The sequence below is a fragment of the Cyanobium sp. ATX 6F1 genome, assembly GCF_024346315.1.
Classification (GTDB): domain Bacteria; phylum Cyanobacteriota; class Cyanobacteriia; order PCC-6307; family Cyanobiaceae; genus ATX-6F1.
This window is the reverse complement of sequence record NZ_JAGQCS010000003.1, coordinates 18739-37322: the sequence shown is the minus strand read 5'-3', so window position 1 is coordinate 37322 and position 18584 is coordinate 18739. Positions and strand designations below refer to the sequence as shown.

Genomic DNA, 18584 nt, shown 5'->3' with positions numbered 1-18584 from the left:
GGAGACGGCGATCAGAGGAGGACGATCAGGGGGTCGACTCAGCCCAGGCGATCCAGATCCCCCCATTCTTCCGGGTCGACCCGACGCCAGCGCCCCTCCGGCAGGGCCCCGAGGCTGATCGGACCGATGGCGATGCGGCTCAGGTCGAGCACCCGGTGGCCGAGAACCTCGGCCGTGCGGCGGATCTGACGGTTGCGGCCCTCCCGCATCTCCAGCTCCAGCAGGGTGCGCCTTGGCTGCCGCTCGCCCACGCTCACCCCCACCGGCCGGCTCGGCTCACCGTCCAGGGGCACCCCCTGGCGCCAGCGCTCGAGGGTCTCCGGCTCTGGCTGGCCCTCCACCCACACCCGGTAGGTCCTGCGGTGTCCGTAGCGGGGGTGGGTGAGCCGCAGGGTGAGCTCCCCATCGGTGCTGAGCACCATCGCCCCCCGGCTCTCCCCGTCCAGGCGCCCCACCGGATGCAGGCCCGTGCCCCGGGCGAGCTCGGGCGGCAGCAGATCAAGCACCGTGGTGCGGCCCTCCGGATCGAAGCAGCTGCTGACCACCCCCCGGGGTTTGTTCAACAGCACCGTGAACGCAGGGGCCCTGGCCGCCACCGGACGGCCATCGAGCTCCACCCGGTCGCGGAGGGGATCGGCCCGATCCCCCAGCTGGGCCACCCGGCCGTTGACCCGCACCCGACCCTGAACCAGCAGGGCCTCGGCCTGACGGCGGGAGCACAGTCCCGCTCCGGCCAGCAGCTTCTGCAGTCGTTGGGGCAGGGGAGGGTCTTCGGCCATGGCTCAGCCGCCGCGGGGGAGCAACAGGTCCATCACAGCACCCCCCTCGGGGTGGTTGCGGCCGAGAACCCTGCCCCCATGGGTGACGGCGATCTGCTGGACGATCGCCAGCCCGAGGCCGCTGCCGCCCCGCTGGCTGCGCTCCCGGGAGGGGTCGCCCCGGTAGAAGCGCTCGAACATGCGCCGCTGATCTTCCTCGCTCAGGCCGGCGCCGTGGTCGCGCACGCTCAGCAGCCACCAGTTGCCACTGATCTCCACACCCACCTCCACGCGGGTGCCGTCGGGGCTGTGGCGAAGGGCGTTGTCGAACAGATTGAGCAGGGCCCGGTGCAGCCGGGAGGAATCCCCCCGCAAGGGGGCCTCCGCTGGGGCGCTCAGCGCGAGGGTGATGCCCCGCTGTTCCGCCAGGGGAACGAGGCTGGACCAGGCCTCCGTCACCAGAGCGCGCAGGTCGAGAAGCGTGTATCGCCCCCCTTCCCGATGCAGGGTGTTCTCCAGACGTGAGAGCTCCAGCAGGTCATTGACCAGCAGCTGCAAGCGATCCAGCTCCCGCTGCAACCGTTGCACCAGCACGGCATTGCGGCCCTCCAGCTGGCCGGCCAGGCTGTCGCCCACGAGCATCAGGGCCGTGAGGGGCGTGCGCAGTTCATGGGCCACATCGCTGACCCAGCGCTCCTGCTGCTCCAACTGCGCCTCCAGCGAACGGCGGCTCTGCACCAACAACCCCACCCAGCCATCCTGACCGGGCAGGGCATGGGCCTCCAGGGGTTCGCTGCCCTCCATCCAGCCGATCCGCTGGGGCCGCCCCAGGCGCCGGGCATCAAGCACCACGTTCAGCAGGGCCGGCGTCTCGATCGCCTCCCCGAGGGCCTCGCCGCGGCGCAGGCGGTCGCTGGACTGCCGCAGCAGCCGCAGGGCGCGGGGGTTGACGTACTGGATGGTGCTGTGGGGATCGAGCACCAGCCAGCCCTGGGGAGCGGCATCGATCCAATCGAGCACCTGGGAAGGGGGCAGGGTCCGGGGCCCATGGCCCCCAGGCTGGGGCCCGCGGCGGCGCCACGGCAGCACCTTGGCCAGGAGCCATCCCAGTCCCAGGCCGACGGCCAGGGTCAGAGGTTCAGCCACCGATGTCGAAGCGGTAGCCGAAGCCACGCACCGTGAGGATGTGGCGAGGGGCGGAGGGGTTGACCTCAAGCTTTTCGCGCAGCCAGCGGATGTGCACGTCCACGGTCTTGCTGTCACCCATGAAATCGATCCCCCAGATGCGCTCCAGCAGCTTGTCGCGGCTCCAGACCTGGCGCGGGTGCTGCATGAACAGCTCCAGCAGCCGGTACTCCTTGGGGGAGAGGTTGAGCGCCAGCCCATCGCGGGTGACCCGGCATTCGTCCGGGAACAGGCGAATCGCCCCATGCTCGAGCACCCGCTGCGGCGAAGGCTCGGCCCCGGTGCCGGCCTCGGCCTGGGAACGGCGCAGCAGGGCACGGCAACGGGCGACGCACTCGCGGATACCGAAGGGCTTGATCAGGTAGTCATCGGCCCCCACCTCCAGACCCAGCACCCGGTCGGTCTCGCTGTCCCGGGCACTGACCACCAGGATCGGGGTGCGGTCGTTGTGTTGGCGCAGCTGGCGGCAGAGTTCCAGTCCCCCCAGGCCAGGGAGCATCAGGTCGAGCACGATCAGATCAAAGCGGCGGGCCTCGCCGTGGCTCTGGATCTGATCGAGGGCCTGACGGCCATTGGCGCAGGCGGCGACCTCGAAACCCTCCAGCTCCAGGGCTTCGGCGATGGTTTCACGGATCGTGTCGTCGTCCTCGACCACCATCAGGCGCGGGGCGGTCACAGAAGGGGCCAGGGGTGCATGGGCCCATTCTCCAGGCCCATGGCTGTGACGGGCGGCACAGGCGGGCCCGATGTTCGGATTTGCTTCGGGATTGGTGATAAGTTACGAAACCACAAGGGTTCCTTACTCCCAACCCATGCCTTCCATCCCCATTGCCTCGGCCGATGGCACATCCACCCTGGGCGGTGGCACGGACCTGGTCCGCTCCTACCTGCGCGACATCGGTCGCGTGCCCCTGCTCAGCCATGAGCAGGAGATCACCATCGGCCGCCAGGTGCAGGAGCTGATGGCGCTCGAGGAGGTTGTCGAGGAGCTGGAGATGCGCCAGGGCGCCAAGCCCTCCGAGGCCGAATGGGCCGCCGCCGCCCAGCTGGAGCTTCCCGTGCTCAAGCGCAAGCTGGCCAATGGCCGCCGCGCCAAGGAGCGCATGGTTGCCGCCAACCTGCGGCTGGTGGTGAGTGTGGCCAAGAAGTACACCAACCGGAACATGGAGCTGCTGGATCTGATCCAGGAGGGCACCATCGGCCTGGTGCGTGGCGTCGAGAAGTTCGATCCCACCCGCGGCTACAAGTTCTCCACCTACGCCTACTGGTGGATTCGCCAGGGAATCACCCGGGCGATCGCCGAGAAGAGCCGCACGATCCGGCTGCCGATCCACATCACCGAAACCCTCAACAAGCTCAAGAAAGGTCAGCGCGAGCTGAGCCAGGAGCTGGGCCGCACCCCCACCGTCAGTGAGCTGGCCGTGGCCGTGGAGCTGCCCGAAGAAGAAGTCAAGGATCTGCTCTGCCGCGCCCGAGCGCCCGTGAGCCTGGAGATGAAGGTGGGCGATGGCGATGACACCGAGCTGCTGGATCTGCTCCAGGGCGACGCCCAACTGCCCGAGCAGGCGGTCGACAGCGCCTGCCTGCGGGGCGACATGCGCACCCTGCTGGAGCAGCTGCCCGAAATCCAGGGCCGGGTGCTGAAGATGCGCTACGGCATCGATGTGGAGGAGCCGATGAGCCTCACCTCGATCGCCCGCACCCTGGGCATGAGTCGCGACAAGACCCGCAACCTCGAGCGTCGTGGGCTGGAGGCGATTCGCGCCCGTTCGCGCCAGCTGGAGGGCTATCTGGTGGCTTGAGGGGCTGGCGGTGTCAACCGCGCTCCGTGCCATTCCGCCCCCAGATCAAGGGCGCTCAAGGCCCGTCGCCCGCGCAGGTTTCGGCGGCCCCAGTAGCGGCGTTCTGCCGGATGGCCCCGCCACCAGGCCTCGGCAGCCTGGCTGAACTCCGCCTGGCGGATCGCCAGGGGCGGATGGGAGCTGATGTAATCCCGCAGCAGATCAGCGTGGTCGTCGGCACGGCTGGATTGTGAGCCCTCGGAGCGTTCGAGGGAAGCGAAGCTGGCCCCGCTGCCCCGGGGGTCGTAGGGGCTGTAGCGCAGCAGGGTGAAGGCGTAGACGTCGGCTTCGTGCTCGGCGGCCTTGCTGTAGTTGTGCTGGACGAGGATCCCAAGGGCCAGATCAGCCAGTTGCCCCAGCGTTTCACTGCCCCGCTTGCGGGCCAGCAACTGGAAGCGCACGGTGTCAAAACAGTGGCCCAGTTCGATGTGGCCGGCCTCGTGGGCCAACACGCTCACCAGCTCCGCCTCGGAGCCAAGGGTGTTCAGCAACCCTCTGTTGACCAGGATCACACCGCCCGGAAGCGCCATGGCGTTGGCGGACTCCGACGGAATCACATAGGCGCGGTAGGGGAAGGGCTTCCTGGCATGGGACCGGATCAGCGGCATCAGGGCATCCAGGTAGGCCTGGTCTGGGTCGGAGACCTTGACCTGGTAGGCATAGCGCTCCCGGAAGGTGTCCCCCAGATCCCGTTCCTCCAACGAGCCGATCGGCATCCCCCGGCTGGCCAGCCGGTCGGCCAGTTTCAACGGCGTGCCCAGCAACTGGAAGGGGGTGGCCAGGGAGGAGGTCAAGGGGCTACCGGGACGCGCCTGCATCAACAGCGCGATCAGTCCAGCACCGCCGGCGAGCAGCAACACCAGCAGGACTGTGCGCAGGGGAACGTGGCGCTCGGATGTCATTCGAAGCGGGCGCGAAAGCGGTTGTAGATCGCATTCATCGCCAGCATCAGCAGGCCCACGCCGATGAATACGATCCCCCGCAGGCCCAGATCCACCTGGGCCAGATCGATCGACATCAGGCGCAACAGGCAGATCCCCAGCCCCACCAGGGCGATGGTGCGAAAGCTGTTCTCCCTCAGCAGGGCACTGAGCACGTAGAGCGCGAACGCCTCAACGGCCCAGAGCAGGGTGTGCAGGGAGGGGTCGTAGCGCAGGTAGAGGTAGTAGGCCACGGCGGCGAACATCGGGTAGTAGAGCCAGTGGTTGCGGTGGGCCGCCACCCGGCGACCCACCCAAGCCAGCAGCGGGCCCCCGCCGGGTTGTCGCAACTCCTGGAGGTCCAGGCTGCGGTGGGAGACGACGATGAACGTCATCTGCAGGCCAATGGCGACCAGGGCGAGCTGATGGGGTTGCTCGTACCAGAGCGGCGACGGGGTCTCCAGGCTGCTGAGCATGGCCACCACCGTGGCGACCGCCACCCAGTAGAGGATCACCGCATAGACCTTCACCCGGGTGGCGAACAGGCGTCGGCAGGGATCACTCACCAGCACCAGGGCCAGCAACGACCAGGCCACCGGCCGCCACAGCGCCTCCACCTCGCCCAGGATCGTGACCACGACCCCCACCAGGACCACCTCCAGAAACCAGGGGTGCACCGCCTGCCAGAGCGGTTGCTCCCGCAGGCGCTCCCTGGGCGAGAAGAACCACCAGTAAAGGGCCACCGCCAGGGCCAATAGCTCGATCAGCAGCCGGATCGGCAGGGTGAACGGCCCGGCGCTCACCAGGGCCGGGCTCTGGCTGATCACCAGCAGGTACGACCCGGCGAAGGCCAGCAGGTAGAGCAGGCCCAGCACCAAGGCATGGGTGGCCATTGAGCGCCTCAGCCGATCGGAGCTCTCCAGGGCCACCAGGGAGAGCAGCAGCCAGACCACACCGGGGATCAACGGAGAGATCGGCTCAAACAACAGATAAGCCGCCAGGCCCAGGTCGAGACCGAGCAGGTCGAGGCCCAACAGGCGCACCGCCCCGGGACCGCCGCTGCCGATGGTGACGAGTGCCAGGGCGGTGAGTGGCAGCAGGTGGCCCAGCAGGGGGGCCGTGGCCCAGGGTTGCTCAAGCAGCAGCGCTCCCCAGGCGACGGCATGGGTGAGGGCAACGGCAACGGCGGTGCCCACCAGCAAGCCATCCGGCCGCAGGCAGCGGGCGATCAGCAACAGGGCGCCCAGGGCCAGCACTGCCTCCAGCTCACGGCCAGCGGCGGGGGTGCCGACCACCACGGCGGTCAGCACCAGGGCCGGGCTGATCCAGCCCATCAAGGCCGGCAAGGGTTGGCGAAGGTCGAATCGAGGCATCAACACCTGCACCAGGGTGGTGAAGCCGGCCCAGGCCACCAGCAGTCCCGCCAGGGCTGGTCCTGAGGCGGTTTCAGGCCAGCTTGCGGTTCTCTCCAATGCGGCGCCCACCAGGGCGCCGAGGATCAGGATCACCGCCGTGCCGTTGAGCAGAGCCCAACCGACAGCACTGACCAGCGGCTCCCGTTTCATTGCCAGCAGCAGCAGGGCCAGGGTGGTGAGCGGCAGCAGGTGGCCCAGCAGCGGCAGGGGCGACCAGGGCAGCTGCTGCAGCTGAGCACCCCAACTGAGCACATGGAGGGCGACGGCCGCCGCGGCGAGGCTGCCCATCAGGGCCTCCGGCCGCCAGCGGCGGGCGATCAGCAGCAGACCACCGATCGCCAGCAGGCCCTCCAGTTCACGGCCCCCTTCGGGGGTGCAGAGGCCGGCGGCCACGAACACCAGCACCGCGCTCAGGCCACCCATCAACGGAGGCAAGGGCTGACGAACGGCAAAGCGACGCATCAACAACTGCACCAGGGTGGTGAAGGCGGCCCAGGCCACGAGGACACCCCCGTTGAGCGCCAGGCCTCCAGGACCGCCCTGGGTGGTGGTGCTCAACACGGTGCCGATGATCAGCACCACGCCGGTGCCGTTGAACAGAGCCCAGCCGATGCCACTGACCACGGTCTCCCGGCGCATCGCCAGGGCGAGCAGGGCCAGGCCAGTGAGGGGCAGGAGGTGGGGCAGGTACGTCGGCGCTGACCACCCCTGGGCATAGAGGGTCACACCCCCATGGCTGCCGGGAGCCAACAGCTGCAGCCCATGGATCCAGCCGACGCCATGGGCTGCGACCGCGGCCGCCGTGGCTCCTGCCAGCACTCCGTCGGGTCGCCAGCGGCGGCCCGCCAGCAGCAGGGCTCCGATCACCGCCAGGGCCAGCAGCTCCCGGCTGGGCTCCGGCGGGCAGACCATGGCGCCCACGAAGGCCAATGCTCCGGCAAGCCAACCCAGCAGCGCTGGCAGGGGGAGCTTCACGAGCCTGAGGCTGAGCTGCCGTTGCACCGCAGTGAGCAGGGCGCTAGCACCGATCAGCACACCGCCGTTCTGCCAGAGCAGGGCCGGCGCTCCACCGGACACCCCCGCCTCCACCCCGGCCAGCACCAGCAGCAGGGCGATCAGGTTCACCAGCCCCCAGCCGAGGCGCCGAATCGTGGAGTCGTTCTCCACAACACCCAGGCGCAGGAACAGGAGGGTCTCCACCAGCAGGACCATCAGCAGCAAGGGGCCGTTGGCGATCAGGGGGTGGAGGCTGATCACCGCCCCCATGGCCAAGGACTGGGCGATCAGGGTGTCGTTCAGCTGCAGCCAGCCCAGCTGGCCCTGGCGCGCCCGTCGGGCCAGCAGTGCCGCCACCAGCGCCGCCAGGGCCAGGGCCCCAGCGCGGCTGGCGGCCTGCTGGGGGTAGATCAGCAGAGCCAGGGCCAGGGCGCCCCAGTTGCTGAGCTGCAGGGCCAGGGGCAACGGCGCCAGCGACGCGGCGCTCCCCTCACTCCGGCTGAGCAACCGGCGGTGCTGCAGCAGCGCCCCGCCCCCGAACACCAGCAGGGCCGCCAGGGCTCCGCGCAGGCGCAGGTCGCCGCTGGCCTGGAGCGCCTCGGCGCAGCGCAGGAACCAGGCGCCGTGGAAGGCGGCATAGGCCAGGGTGACCACCAGGAGATGGGGATCCCAGGGGCGGCGCAGGGGCAGGATCAAGCCCACCAGGGCCACCAGGCTGGCGATCAGCAGCGTTTCAGCGGCCAGTGCCGGCTGGTTGTCCAGCACGATCATCAAGGGCACCAGGCCCAGCACCACGTGCAACGAAGCGATCGTCTGGGTGCGGGCGACACCGGCCAGGGCGAGGTTGACCCCCACCCCCAGGCTCAGCAGCGCCAGCCCCTGGCGGGGATTCTGCAGCCACTGGAGACCGAGGCCCGGCAGCCCACCACCCGCCGCACAGGCGAACAGGAACAGGGCGGCCCCGCCGCTGCGCATCCAGTGGGTGAGGTTGCGCCAGGGGAGCCGATGCCCAAGGACTAAGGAAGGAGCCGCCAGGGCGGCCGCTGCCGCCACGGTCATCCAGAAGCGCTGGAAGGGGCCCAGTCGCAGGGCGACGTTGATGACCACGAAGGTGACCCCGGCCACCACCACCAGCACACCGAGGATGCCGGTCCAGTTCTCGATGAACAGGCGCTCAATCCGGCGCCAGAGCAGTTGCAGGGCGCTGGGTTCCGCCGGCGCCGGCGGAGGCGGGGCTGGTGGCAGCGGAGCTGGGGGAAGCGGGGCTGGGGGAAGCGGTGGACGCCGGACGGCAGGGCGGCGGGACGGGGAGCGCTCCGGTTCGGGCGCCTGGGGGGCACGAACCGAACCCTGCTGATGGGGCGCCCTGGGACTGGACGGCGGCGGCGGGGTACTGCCCAGCCGCTCGGCGCTCTCATGCAAGGAATCCGATCGAACCTCCCGTGGTTCGGCTGTCAGGGAGGGCGGCGCCGGCTCTGGGAGGGGGGACGGGGATCGCCGCTCTGCCCGCTCGTCTTGGCGGCGCTCCAGGTCGATCAACCGCAGATCGATGCCCTGCAACTGAAGGGCCAGCTCCGCCAGGCGGACCTCCAGGTGCTTGAAGTGGTGCAACAGCTCCCGGGTGCGCCGGCGTCCTTCTGACGCGCCACTCACCAGAACGATGGCCACGACGATCACCAGCAGAATCAGGACTCCGCCCATGGAGACCAGTCAGTGGAACTGCCTTCTTCCTAGTCAGCGGCCCATGGAGCCTCCGCTGACTGTCATGGTTCGTCGCCCGGGCTAGATCTGAGTGGTGTGGATCGATCGCGATGACCTTCTTCGAGGTGCTCTGGGAGGGCGACAGCTTCAGCGATGCGGCGGATCTCGATGAGGCCCTGGCCTGCTATCTGGTGGTGAAGCCCGAGGGTTTGGCCTGGAGCGAGGTCTGTAGCAACCCCACCTATGCCCCGAGCATCCGGCGCTACAGCTCCTTCGATTCCTACCTCGACAACGACGACGCCCTCGAGGTGATCGAGGTCACGGCCGCCATGCTCGAAGCGGCCGAGGCCCAGGCGGTCCAGGCGCCGCCGGAATAGGACCCACGGCCTGATCGCGACACTCTGATGGGGAGTGACAGGGAAAGCTCTATCTCCCTGCGTTTTGTAGTCTTACCAGGCCGGCGTATGTCCAAGCGTCATTCGCTCGTGGGTGTGCTCCGTCTGCGCTCTCAAGCAAGGATTCTTGATTTCCTGTCGTTTCGACTATGCCTGATCTCTCAATTTACGAAGCTAAATGGCAAGAGAAATGCGAAGAGCACATCAACGCTTTTGGCGACATGCTGTTGGTGTGGCGCCAGTCCAACGGTTGGAGCAGCCAAACGCTTCAGGATTGGGCCCATAACTGCCCAGAGCTGCTGCCGATCAAACTTCTCAACTCGGTGCTGACTGGCCTTGAGTTGAAGCTCAACAAGAACACGGATACGAGCACATTTCAGGCCCTTGGGATGGCCAACGTGGCCCTTTCTGAGGACTTTCGAGGCGCGATCCGCGATCGAGTCCTGCACGAGCGGATCTACAACGCCAAACCGATCTGCCATCAAAACGGAAAACCGTGGACGCCGGGAGACTTTTTCCGAGCCTTCATTGGCGAGTTGGCCATCCCCGAGGCGTACAAGCCGAGCCTGCTGGATCCCGACGACGACGTGCTGGCCATGGAGGCTGAGGAAGCCCGAGGCCGATTTCATGCCCTGCGCAAGGCCGAGGGGCTGATGCCGGTTGCGGGATTCATGCGACTGATGCGGCCCACGCCAAGTACCGAGCTGTCGATCCGTGAGCGCATTGAATCCGTTCTCCTGGGCGAAGACAGCTTTGCTGAGCGTGATGCCGGCGCCATCCTGCTCTGCGAGCGACTGCTGGGGTCGTGGGAACGGGAACTGGAAGCGGACGGATCTGGGAAAAATTGAATCAAGCGATCTGCGCTTTCATGTTGAGACTTCCTCCATCGCGGAGGCAGCCTCAACCGCTCACCACCCGAAAGGTGAGATTGATCCGCTCCTCCTTGATCTTCAGGCGGGCCGGCAGGGCGTGCAGCCAGTGGCGCTGGGTGGGGGGATCCATCACCAGCAGATCGCCATGGCCCAGTTCCTGGCTGATCGGGGCGTGGGCTAATCGTTCGGGGCGTTTCGGCTTGAGCCGGAAGCTGCGCGTAGCCCCCAGGCTCAGCGAGGCGATCGGCGCGCTGGCCTCCAGCTCCGGCTCATCGTCGGCGTGCCAGCCCATGCGCTCGCCCCCATGGCGGTAGCGGTTGAGCAGCAGGGAATTGAAGCGGCAGCCCAGCAGCGCCCCGAGCTGCTCTCGCACGGCCTCCAAGGGCGGACTCCAGGGCTCGGGCTGATTGAGCAGGCCGCTGTAGGTGTAGTGGCAACCGGGATCGGCCACCCAGCAGGTGAGGCGGGGCAGGGGATGGCTGCGGCCAAACAGGCTGATCGCCTCCTGGCGCCAGGGCACCTCCGCGAGCAGCTGGAACAGCAGTCGATCGGCGCCCGGGGGGCCACCATCGAGCCAGCCGGGCCAGAAGCGCAGGGCCAGCCCCTCGGCGCAGGTCCGCTGGGGTCGCTGGGGTAAGCCGACCAAGGGCCCTAGAAGAACTGATCGAAGTTGTCGAAATCCACGGCCTTGAAGGTGCCCGCGTCCACCTGGGCCATCAGGCGGGCGAGCTGCACCCAGAGTCCGCCGGCGGTGAGCAACGAGAGCAGCAGCGCCACCAGCAGCGCCGTGGCACCGCCAAAGCCAAACACCTGCAGGATGCCGCCGATGAACAGGGTGATGCCCAGCACGATGCCGATCGCAGGAGCCACCGTTTCGATGCGCGCCAGCGGCAGCAACGTCAAGCGGTCCTGCTTCCAGCCCTCCAGCCGGTTCTGGATCACCTTGGCGAAGGTGAGCCCGCAGAGCACCCCGACCGCCAACCCGAAGATCGCCACCGCGTAGGGGGGATCGCTGTAGTAGGGCACGTACTCCAGCAGGATCTCCTGGGCGTCGAGATCGCCGAACATTCCGCTGGCCGCATCGCTGGCCGCTTCGCTGAGGGTGATCGGGTCGGGGAACAAAGTGGTGGCCAGGGGCATGGGGCTGTGACCTTAGGCCGCCGCCTCGAGGGCGCCGGCGAGGGGATTGAGCCGCGCCAGCATCCCGCCCGCCAGCTTGCGCACCGAGAAGGTGCGCCCAAGCAGAGCCAGCAGGCCCTGGAGGTCATCGGTCTGGAGCCGGTTGTCGCGCACCAGGTTGAGCAGCAGCCGCTGACGCAGGCTGCTGCCCTGGGGCCCCAGCAGCAGCCGCAGGCCAGCACCGGCCACGGGCAGCAGATCGCCGTAGCCTTCGCCGTCGTTGGCCTCCACCACGGTCAGCAGGCTTTCGAGCCGCTGCAGCTGCAGGCGGCCATGGCGATCGAACAGCACCTCCATCAGCTTCTCGCGCAGTTCGGCGGTGTCGCCGGCCAGCAGACGCCGGGCGACGTAGGGGTAGGCCACGCCAATGATCCGGAAGGCGGGATCCAGCCTCAGCGCCAGCCCCTCCTGGCTCACCACCGCCCGGATGATCAGGGCGAAGCGCGCCGGCACCCGAAACGGGTAATCGAACATCAGTTCGGAGAAGCGATCCGTGATCGCCTTGAAGTTGAAGCTGCCCACGTTCTCTCCGAGCTGGCCGCCCAGCACGGTCTCCAGGGCGGGCACGATCGGGGTCAGATCGGTGCTGGGGTTGAGGAACCCCAGGGCGACGAAATCCCCGGCCAGGGCCTGGAAATCGCGGTTGATCAGGTGCACCACCGCGCCGGTGAGGGTGAGCCGGTCAAAGTCGCTGATCGAGTCCATCATCCCGAAATCCACATAGGCCACATGGCCCAGGTTTCCGGTCTTGCCCGGCAGGGCGAACAGGTTGCCGGGGTGGGGATCGGCATGGAAGTATCCGAACTCCAGCAATTGCTGCAGCCCGGCCATCACGCCAGTGCGGATCAGCGCCGTGGGATCGAGGTGCTCGGCTTCGAGGGTTCGGCGCTCCTGGAGCTTGGTGCCGTTGATCCACTGGGTGGTGAGCACGCGGCGGGCGGAGAGCAGCCGCTCCACCCGGGGCACGAACACCGTGGGGTTGTGCTCGAACAGGGCCGCAAAGCGCTCGGCGTTGTCGGCCTCAAGGCGGTAGTCGATCTCCTCGAAAAGGGTGCGACCGAACTCATCGATGATCTCCCCCAGCCCGAAGCCCAGGTTGAGCGGAAGCAGCGGCGCGCTGAGCACTGCCAGCAGCCGGATGATCGCCAGGTCCCGACGCAGGATCTGGGGCAGGTTCGGCCGCTGCACCTTCACCGCCACCCAATGGCCGCTGCCCAGGCGCACCTTGTAGACCTGCCCGAGGCTGGCGGCGGCCACCGGCGCCTGGGGGAACACATCGAACAGTTGATCGGCCGGGGCCCCCAGCTCCTCCTGGATCACCGCCAGGGCAATGGCGTGGGGGAAGGGGGGGAGATTGTCCTGCAACTGGGTGAGCTGGTCGAGCCAGTCCCGTCGCACCAGATCAGGCCGGGTGGAAAGGGCCTGGCCCACCTTGATGAAACAGGGGCCCAGGTTGGTGAGGGTGGTGAGGATCTTCTGGCCCAGCCGGCGCTGCACGGCGGCGTCGCTGCTGGAGCCCTGGATCAGCAGGGCCAGTGCCAGGGCGGCCAGCTGGCTGAGCACCTGGAGCAGGCGTCCGATGAGCACCCAGGGGCGAAGCAGGAGCCAGCGCAGGTCACCCTTGGGGTCGTAGCGCAGGGGAAGGGCGGCGTCGGCGATGGCGTGGTTCTCCCGGGACCTTGGTCGTGTCTGCAGACTCTAGGAACACCTTCCGGGGAGCCATGGGCCTGCTGAATGCCCTGCGCCTGGCCCGGGCCGACCTCGCCCTGCACCTGCCGGCCCATGGCCGGGGCCGGGGCCTGGCGCCCGATCTGAAGCGGCTGCTGCGCCAGCCCCCCGGCTCCTGGGACCTGCCGGAACTGCCCAGCATCGGCGGGCCCCTGGAGCACGACGGCGCGGTGGCCGAAAGCCAGGCCGCCGCGGCCAAGCTGCTCGGGGCCCAGCGCTGCTGGTTCGGGGTCAATGGCGCCAGCGGGCTCTTGCAGGTGGCGCTGCTCGGGCTCTGCCCGCCCGGCTCGCGGGTGCTGCTGCCCCGCAACCTGCACCGCTCGTTGCTGCACGGCTGCGTGCTCGCTCAGCTCCGCCCGGTGCTCTTCGATCTGCCCTTCGATCCGGCCACCGGCCTCTGGCTGCCCCCCGATGCCGCCCACCTGGAGCGGGTGCTGCAGGCGGCGGGGGAGCTGGCGGGGGGGGAACTGGCAAAAGGTGAGCTGGCAGCAGTGGTGCTGGTGAACCCCACCTATCAGGGGCTGGCGGCCGATCTGCCCCCGCTGGTGGAGCTGGTGCACCGACGCGGTCTGCCGCTGCTGGTGGATGAGGCCCACGGCGCCCACTTCGGTCTCGATCCCTTGCTGCCGCAGGGGGCCCTGGCCAGCGGCGCCGATCTGGTGGTGCAGTCGCTGCAGAAGGCCGCCGGCGGCCTGGCCCAGAGCGCCGTGCTGCTGCTGGGCCCAGGCGCCTCCGCCAGGGTGGACCCGGCGGCTGTGGAACGGGCGCTGCTCTGGCTGCAGACCTCCAGCCCCAGCGCCCTGCTGCTGGCCTCCTGCGAAGCGGCCCTGGCGCATTTGCACGGCCCCGACGGCCGGCGGCGGCTGGGGCGCTCGCTGGAGCTGGGTCTGCGGCTGCGCGCGGCCCTGGAACGCCAGGGGCTGCCCGTTGTGGCCAACGACGATCCCCTGCGGCTGGTACTGCACGCAGCGGCCCTGGGGATCCAAGGCCTCGACGCCGACCAGTGGCTGCTGGAACGCGGCGTGATCGCCGAACTGCCCGAACCGGGCTGCCTCACCTTCTGCCTGGGGCTGCGCCCCCCCAGCCGGCTGATCCCCCGGTTGGGGAAGCAGCTCAAGCAGTTGGGGCGAGAACTCGGGGGCACCCCCCTGCCCGCCTTCTCGGCGCCACCGCTGCCCCTGGTGGCCGAACCGGAGCTGGCCCCCGCCGTGGCCTGGCGAGCCCGGGCCGAGCCGGTGCCCCTGGCGCAGGCCGCCGGACGGCTGGCGGCGGAGCCGCTCTGCCCCTACCCACCCGGCATTCCCCTGCTGATCCCCGGTGAGCGGATCGACGCCGAGCGCGCCGATTGGCTGCGGCGTCAGCGGGCACTCTGGCCCGGCCAGATCGCTGATACGGTGAGCGTCCTGGCGGATTGAGCACGCCCATGCAAGCAGCTGCTGGGGGCGTGCCCGTCGAACCCTTCCAGTGGGATTTCGTCACCCCCGGGGTGCCGGACAGCAGCTTCGAGGACGCCCCAGGCTTCAGCCCTACGCCGCTTGAACTGCGGGTGATGCTGCTGGCCCACCTGCGCCCCAGGGCCCAGTCGCTGGTGTGGGACGTGGGGGGCGGCACCGGCGCCCTGGCCCTGGAAATCGCCCGGCTGATGCCCGCCGGAGCCGTGCACACCCTGGAGCGAGACCCCGAAGCGATCGAGCTGCTCAAGCGCAACCGCCGCCGCTTCGGCATCAGCAACCTGCACATCCACGAGGGTCAGGCCCCGAGCGATCTGAACAGGCTGCCCGCCAACCCCGACCGGGTGCTGCTGGAGGTGGGGCGTCCCCTGGCGGATGTGCTGAACGCCGTCTGGCAGGCGCTGCAGCCGGGGGGCCGGCTGGTGATCAGCACCACGAGCCTGGAGGGGCTGGTGGATGCCACCGACACCCTGGGCCAGTTGCAGGCCCATGACGTGCAGGTGGTGCAGGCCACCGTGCACCGCATGCAGCGACGGGGCAGCCAAGCCAGGCTGGCGGCGGCCGAACCCCTGTTCCTGATCGCCGCCGAACGCCCCCTTTGAGCCCGCTGATCCCCGCCGATCCCCCTCTGCCGGGACCGCGCCAGCGCACCTCCCTCCCCCGGGTGGTGAGTGGTCTGGCGGCAGGCGGTTTCGGTCTGGTGGTGGTGAGTCTGGGGAGTTGGTGGTTCACCCTGGCGGTGTGCGTGCTGGTTCACCTGGGCCTGCTGGAGTTCTTCCGCCTGGCGCAGTTCAAGGGGATCCGGCCCGCCACCAAGACCACCCTGGTGCTCTGCCAGGTGCTGCTGCTGGCCACCCAGGCCGCCAGCGGCGGCGGCGAGCGCGCCACCGAACTGGCGGCGGCGGTGCTGCCGGTGTCGGGGGCGGCGATCTGCGGCTGGCTGCTGCTGCAGCCGGTCACCGGCACGATCGCCGACATCGCCGCCTCGATCTTCGGGCTCTTCTACCTGGGCTTTCTGCCCAGCCACTGGCTCAAGCTGCGCGACCTCACAGGCGAAGCCCTGGCCCCCCATCTGGTGGGCGCCCCCTGGCCCCTGGGCCCGGGCATGGCCTTCACCCTGCTGGCCTGCCTGCTGATCGTCGCCACCGACATCGGCTCCTACGTGATCGGGCGCCGGCTCGGGCGCCATCCGCTCTCGCCGATCTCCCCGGGCAAAACGGTTGAGGGGGCCCTGGGGGGGATGGGCTGTGCCGTGCTGACCGGCGCGATCGGCGGCGTGCTGCTGGGTTGGCCCTGGGGGGGATGGGCCCTGGGGGGCCTGCTGGGCGGTGTGGTGGCGGTGTTCGCCCTCGTGGGCGACCTGACCGAATCGATGATGAAACGGGATGCGGGCGTGAAGGATTCAGGCGATGCCATCCCCGGCCACGGGGGTATCCTCGATCGCATCGACAGCTACCTGTTCACACCGGCGGTGGTCTTTTATTTCGTCACGCTGCTGGTGCCACTGGTTTCTTGAAGAAGACTGTCCTGAGTAGAACGTTTCTGGGCGAAGCTGAGGGAGCAAACCTTTTCGATGAGGGCTCCCTGAAAACGTGACACAGGAGCCAGACCAGTGAAACGAAGTAACTCAATAAACCCAACAATTGATCGGCAGGGTGAAGGTTGCCACAAACTTTCTCATCTCAAGGCAGCTTTTCTCCGTCGCAAGTCGCAACGAAATGGCTGGCACAGGCCCATCCAGCGATTGACAGCCACATTGGCAATCAGGTTGTTTCGCAGTCATTGGATTGATGGTCCGGCAGCCGCCATCGCGCAGCACCAACAGATCGGCGATGAACAGAAATACCCCCAGATCGGTGCCGCGTCCATCCACATCACCGATCACCGCCTGCAGGGTGTGAGGCAGCGCGTCACGGAAAAAGCCGGTGGGCCGGGCGTTCTCGATCCGGTTGCGGTATGAGGAGTCCGGCTCCTTGACGCCAGGGGGCAGGTAGACCGAGCGGCGACTGGTGCCGTCGGGAGCATCGAGCAGGTTCCAGCAGTCGAAAGCCAGCTGCAGCCGATCCCGCAGTCCACGCAAGGTGTTGTGTTCGCGCCAGGGCTCCAGCAGCGGGGCGCCCTTGGCGGCGGCGCGGGCTTGCTGCTCGTTCGGAGATAGCGGCAGCCACTTGTTGCGGGATCGGCTGCGACTCCTGGAGGCCAAAGGCTTGGTGCTGCTTTTGGCTATTGCCACCAGTGGGCAAACCTCCTCCCTTCTCAATCGCCCTTAGGATCATCCCATCAGATCATCCCTGGAGGGATGGGCTATGCATGCCGTCAGCGTCAGCGGCCTCAAGAACAATCCGGCCGAGGCCCTGCGCCAGTCCAAGCAGGGCATGGTCGTCGTGCTCAACAGGGACCATCCCGATGCGGTGTTGATGGGCCTCGATCAGGACGGACTGCTGCAGGCACCGGGCGTGCGGCCCGCGCTGGCCACGGCCCTGTTCCGCGATGGTGAGCTGTCCCTGGCCCGCGCCGCCCGGGTCGCCGAGATGGACACGGCCGCCTTCATCTCCCACCTCTCACGGCTGGGGATTCCGGTGATCCGGCTGACGGAAGCCGAAGCCAACGCCGACCTTGACACCCTGGAGCAATGGCTGCAGTCGTCATCAGCGACGCCAGCCCTCTGATCGGCCTCGCCCGTGTGAACGGGATCGGCTGGCTGAAGGAGCTGTTCGGGGAGGTCCTCATCCCAGAAGTGGTCGCCGCTGAGGTCATCACCGGAGGCTTCCCTGCGGAAGAAGCGCGCATCACCGCTGCGTTGGAGGCTGGCTGGCTGCAGATTGCTGGTCCCATTCCAGACGGGCCTGACCTGCCGGATCTCGATGAGGGAGAAGCGGCCAGCATTCGCCTGGCCCTGGCGCATCCGGGCCCGGCGCTGCTGCTGATCGACGAGCGCTCAGGGCGGGCCGTGGCCCAGGGCTTGGGGCTGTCGATGGCAGGTACAGCCGCGGTCATCGGCATGGCCCGAGCGCGCCATTTGATCCCGTCAGCTCGGGCCGTGTTGTCCCAACTGCATGGCAGTGATTTCAGGATCGCTCCGGAAGTGATTCATGCCGTGCTGAAACGCTGCGGCGAGAGCAGCCCTGAAACTGCACAGGAGACCTGAGGGAGGCCTGGGCTACAGCGCTCAGGCCAGCACAGCGGAATGGATTGACAACGCCACGGGATGCCTCAAGGCTGTTCTCCAATGACTTGAAGTGGCGCTACCCGCTTTCCCCTCGTCAACTGCAGGGCAGCCAGGACATCCACACGATCAGGGAACTTCTGCACCATCAAAACGTGAGCACGACCATGATCTATATCAATGTTCTCAATCGTGGGCCGTTTGTGTCCGCAACCCGGCAGACATTGTGTGGCGTCATGAACAAGTGGTTCTCGCACCCGAGAATCACGGCCAAGCCTATGGAGAAGGGTCTAAAAGCCTCTAATTCAACTGGGTTCTTGCTGTGAGCCCGATGCCCTTGAGACGCGGTTCTCAGAAAGGGGTGCTCTCTCAGCGGTGGTTCACAGAAACCATCCAATAACAACTTAGCCGAATCTCTGGGAAGGGCGCCGGGCTGAGCGGAGGAACAGGATGCGCTCTAGCTTGGAATATTGCTACAATGGCATCAATAGGGAGCTACAAATGAATTTCACTTTGGAGTGCGAAGAAGAAGTAGACGGTCGTTGGATCGCCGAGGTGCCCGAGCTGCCTGGAGTTCTTGCATACGGGAGTTCCTCTGCTGATGCAATGTCAAAAGCTGAGGTCTTAGCCCTTCGTGTAATCGCTGATCGGCTTGAAAATGGCGACTCCGAGCCAGTCAGCATCCAGTTTTCCCTTCCACTCTCTGCATGAGTCATTGGCCGTCAGCTAAAGCCAAGAAAGTATTAGCAGCCCTGCTGTCCATTGGATGGGGAGTTAAGCGTCAGTCAGGATCTCACAAGACCCTTGAACACGCAGGCTATCCGGACTATGTCTTTGCATTCCATGATGGCGAGGAGATTGGCCCCAGGATGCTGTCTCGAATTGCCAAGAACACCGGTCTCAAACCAAGTGATCTTTGATGCAGGCAGTAATCGACTAACAATGCCATTCTCCTGAGCCGCCCCCTGATGATCTTT

Annotated in this window: 18 protein-coding genes; 9 read left to right on the top strand and 9 right to left on the bottom strand. The window is 67.6% G+C overall.

Features of this window, described 5'->3' with window-relative positions; all coding sequences use genetic code 11:
* Nucleotides 1-38 precede the first annotated feature (38 nt).
* The 3 genes from KBZ13_RS05320 to KBZ13_RS05310 are packed head-to-tail and all read right to left on the bottom strand — an operon-like array spanning nt 39 to nt 2601.
* A complete protein-coding gene (locus tag KBZ13_RS05320) occupies nt 39-779 on the bottom strand; it encodes a pseudouridine synthase (RefSeq protein WP_255007195.1) in 741 nt (246 codons plus the stop codon).
* A gap of 3 nt (nt 780-782) precedes the next feature.
* Nucleotides 783-1904: a sensor histidine kinase gene (locus KBZ13_RS05315; protein WP_255007194.1), complete on the bottom strand. Its 1122-nt coding sequence runs from the start codon at nt 1902-1904 to the stop codon at nt 783-785.
* Nucleotides 1897-2601, bottom strand: coding sequence for a response regulator transcription factor (locus KBZ13_RS05310; RefSeq protein ID WP_255007722.1), 705 nt, complete (start codon nt 2599-2601; stop codon nt 1897-1899). Before KBZ13_RS05310 ends, KBZ13_RS05315 begins: the two co-directional genes overlap by 8 nt.
* Before the next feature lie 154 nt (nt 2602-2755).
* Between KBZ13_RS05310 and KBZ13_RS05305 the strand changes: the two genes are divergently transcribed.
* A complete protein-coding gene (locus tag KBZ13_RS05305; RefSeq protein WP_255007192.1) occupies nt 2756-3745 on the top strand; it encodes an RpoD/SigA family RNA polymerase sigma factor in 990 nt (329 codons plus the stop codon).
* Here KBZ13_RS05305 and KBZ13_RS05300 read toward each other — a convergent pair.
* Together KBZ13_RS05300 and KBZ13_RS05295 are read right to left on the bottom strand one after the other, a co-directional pair.
* Nucleotides 3730-4686, bottom strand: coding sequence for a M48 family metallopeptidase (locus KBZ13_RS05300; protein ID WP_255007190.1), 957 nt, complete (start codon nt 4684-4686; stop codon nt 3730-3732). The genes KBZ13_RS05305 and KBZ13_RS05300 overlap by 16 nt on opposite strands.
* The gene (locus KBZ13_RS05295; protein ID WP_255007189.1) at nt 4683-8816 is read right to left on the bottom strand and encodes a hypothetical protein; all 4134 of its coding nucleotides are present in this window, start codon (nt 8814-8816) and stop codon (nt 4683-4685) included. The genes KBZ13_RS05300 and KBZ13_RS05295 overlap by 4 nt, the downstream gene beginning before the upstream one ends.
* Before the next feature lie 110 nt (nt 8817-8926).
* On the opposite strand from KBZ13_RS05295, the gene KBZ13_RS05290 reads away from it, so the two are divergent.
* Both KBZ13_RS05290 and KBZ13_RS05285 read left to right on the top strand, forming a co-directional pair.
* Nucleotides 8927-9193 carry a hypothetical protein gene (locus KBZ13_RS05290; RefSeq protein ID WP_255007186.1) on the top strand — a complete coding sequence of 89 codons (267 nt, stop codon included), beginning with the start codon at nt 8927-8929 and terminating at the stop codon, nt 9191-9193.
* Nucleotides 9194-9360: 167 nt separating this feature from the next.
* Complete coding sequence (locus KBZ13_RS05285; protein WP_255007185.1) at nt 9361-10059, top strand: hypothetical protein; 699 nt, start codon at nt 9361-9363, stop codon at nt 10057-10059.
* A gap of 52 nt (nt 10060-10111) precedes the next feature.
* Here the strand turns inward: KBZ13_RS05285 and KBZ13_RS05280 are convergent, their stop codons facing one another.
* From KBZ13_RS05280 to KBZ13_RS05270, 3 genes are read right to left on the bottom strand one after another with little or no spacing between them, the layout of a single operon-like run.
* The gene (locus KBZ13_RS05280; RefSeq protein ID WP_255007184.1) at nt 10112-10729 is read right to left on the bottom strand and encodes an alpha-ketoglutarate-dependent dioxygenase AlkB family protein; all 618 of its coding nucleotides are present in this window, start codon (nt 10727-10729) and stop codon (nt 10112-10114) included.
* 5 nt (nt 10730-10734) lie between these two features.
* Complete coding sequence (locus KBZ13_RS05275) at nt 10735-11223, bottom strand: hypothetical protein (protein WP_255007183.1); 489 nt, start codon at nt 11221-11223, stop codon at nt 10735-10737.
* 12 nt (nt 11224-11235) lie between these two features.
* Nucleotides 11236-12900, bottom strand: a complete 1665-nt coding sequence (locus KBZ13_RS05270; protein ID WP_255007721.1) for an ABC1 kinase family protein — start codon at nt 12898-12900, stop codon at nt 11236-11238.
* Between the two features lie 83 nt (nt 12901-12983).
* On the opposite strand from KBZ13_RS05270, the gene KBZ13_RS05265 reads away from it, so the two are divergent.
* Genes KBZ13_RS05265 through KBZ13_RS05255 form a run of 3 tightly spaced genes read left to right on the top strand, consistent with a single transcriptional unit; the run spans nt 12984 to nt 15957 of the window.
* Complete coding sequence (locus KBZ13_RS05265) at nt 12984-14405, top strand: aminotransferase class I/II-fold pyridoxal phosphate-dependent enzyme (protein ID WP_255007182.1); 1422 nt, start codon at nt 12984-12986, stop codon at nt 14403-14405.
* A gap of 8 nt (nt 14406-14413) precedes the next feature.
* Nucleotides 14414-15043, top strand: coding sequence for a precorrin-6Y C5,15-methyltransferase subunit CbiT (cbiT, locus tag KBZ13_RS05260; RefSeq protein WP_255007181.1), 630 nt, complete (start codon nt 14414-14416; stop codon nt 15041-15043).
* Between the two features lie 5 nt (nt 15044-15048).
* Nucleotides 15049-15957, top strand: coding sequence for a phosphatidate cytidylyltransferase (locus KBZ13_RS05255; protein WP_255007720.1), 909 nt, complete (start codon nt 15049-15051; stop codon nt 15955-15957).
* 111 nt (nt 15958-16068) lie between these two features.
* On the opposite strand, the gene KBZ13_RS05250 is transcribed toward KBZ13_RS05255, so the two are convergent.
* Nucleotides 16069-16521 (bottom strand): hypothetical protein, encoded by a 453-nt coding sequence (locus KBZ13_RS05250; RefSeq protein ID WP_255007180.1) that lies wholly within the window; start codon nt 16519-16521, stop codon nt 16069-16071.
* A 226-nt stretch (nt 16522-16747) separates the two neighbouring features.
* Here KBZ13_RS05250 and KBZ13_RS05245 point away from each other — a divergent pair, with 226 nt between their 5' ends.
* The 3 genes from KBZ13_RS05245 (at nt 16748) to KBZ13_RS05235 (ending at nt 18527) form a co-directional block, all read left to right on the top strand.
* Entirely contained in the window at nt 16748-17110 is a 363-nt protein-coding gene (locus KBZ13_RS05245; RefSeq protein ID WP_255007179.1) for a UPF0175 family protein, read from the top strand.
* Between the two features lie 14 nt (nt 17111-17124).
* Nucleotides 17125-17589 carry a DUF3368 domain-containing protein gene (locus KBZ13_RS05240; protein ID WP_255007178.1) on the top strand — a complete coding sequence of 155 codons (465 nt, stop codon included), beginning with the start codon at nt 17125-17127 and terminating at the stop codon, nt 17587-17589.
* 725 nt (nt 17590-18314) lie between these two features.
* Nucleotides 18315-18527: a type II toxin-antitoxin system HicA family toxin gene (locus tag KBZ13_RS05235; RefSeq protein ID WP_255007176.1), complete on the top strand. Its 213-nt coding sequence runs from the start codon at nt 18315-18317 to the stop codon at nt 18525-18527.
* The last annotated feature ends 57 nt before the right edge of the window (nt 18528-18584 follow it).

Coding starts and splice junctions, on each gene's coding strand:
- KBZ13_RS05320 (WP_255007195.1), bottom strand. CDS start 779: ATGGCCGAAGACCCTCCCCTGCCCCAACGACTGCAGAAGCTGCTGGCC.
- KBZ13_RS05310 (WP_255007722.1), bottom strand. CDS start 2,601: ATGGTGGTCGAGGACGACGACACGATCCGTGAAACCATCGCCGAAGCC.
- KBZ13_RS05305 (WP_255007192.1), top strand. CDS start 2,756: ATGCCTTCCATCCCCATTGCCTCGGCCGATGGCACATCCACCCTGGGC.
- KBZ13_RS05300 (WP_255007190.1), bottom strand. CDS start 4,686: ATGACATCCGAGCGCCACGTTCCCCTGCGCACAGTCCTGCTGGTGTTG.
- KBZ13_RS05295 (WP_255007189.1), bottom strand. CDS start 8,816: ATGGGCGGAGTCCTGATTCTGCTGGTGATCGTCGTGGCCATCGTTCTG.
- KBZ13_RS05290 (WP_255007186.1), top strand. CDS start 8,927: ATGACCTTCTTCGAGGTGCTCTGGGAGGGCGACAGCTTCAGCGATGCG.
- KBZ13_RS05285 (WP_255007185.1), top strand. CDS start 9,361: ATGCCTGATCTCTCAATTTACGAAGCTAAATGGCAAGAGAAATGCGAA.
- KBZ13_RS05275 (WP_255007183.1), bottom strand. CDS start 11,223: ATGCCCCTGGCCACCACTTTGTTCCCCGACCCGATCACCCTCAGCGAA.
- KBZ13_RS05265 (WP_255007182.1), top strand. CDS start 12,984: ATGGGCCTGCTGAATGCCCTGCGCCTGGCCCGGGCCGACCTCGCCCTG.
- cbiT (WP_255007181.1), top strand. CDS start 14,414: ATGCAAGCAGCTGCTGGGGGCGTGCCCGTCGAACCCTTCCAGTGGGAT.
- KBZ13_RS05245 (WP_255007179.1), top strand. CDS start 16,748: ATGCATGCCGTCAGCGTCAGCGGCCTCAAGAACAATCCGGCCGAGGCC.
- KBZ13_RS05235 (WP_255007176.1), top strand. CDS start 18,315: ATGAGTCATTGGCCGTCAGCTAAAGCCAAGAAAGTATTAGCAGCCCTG.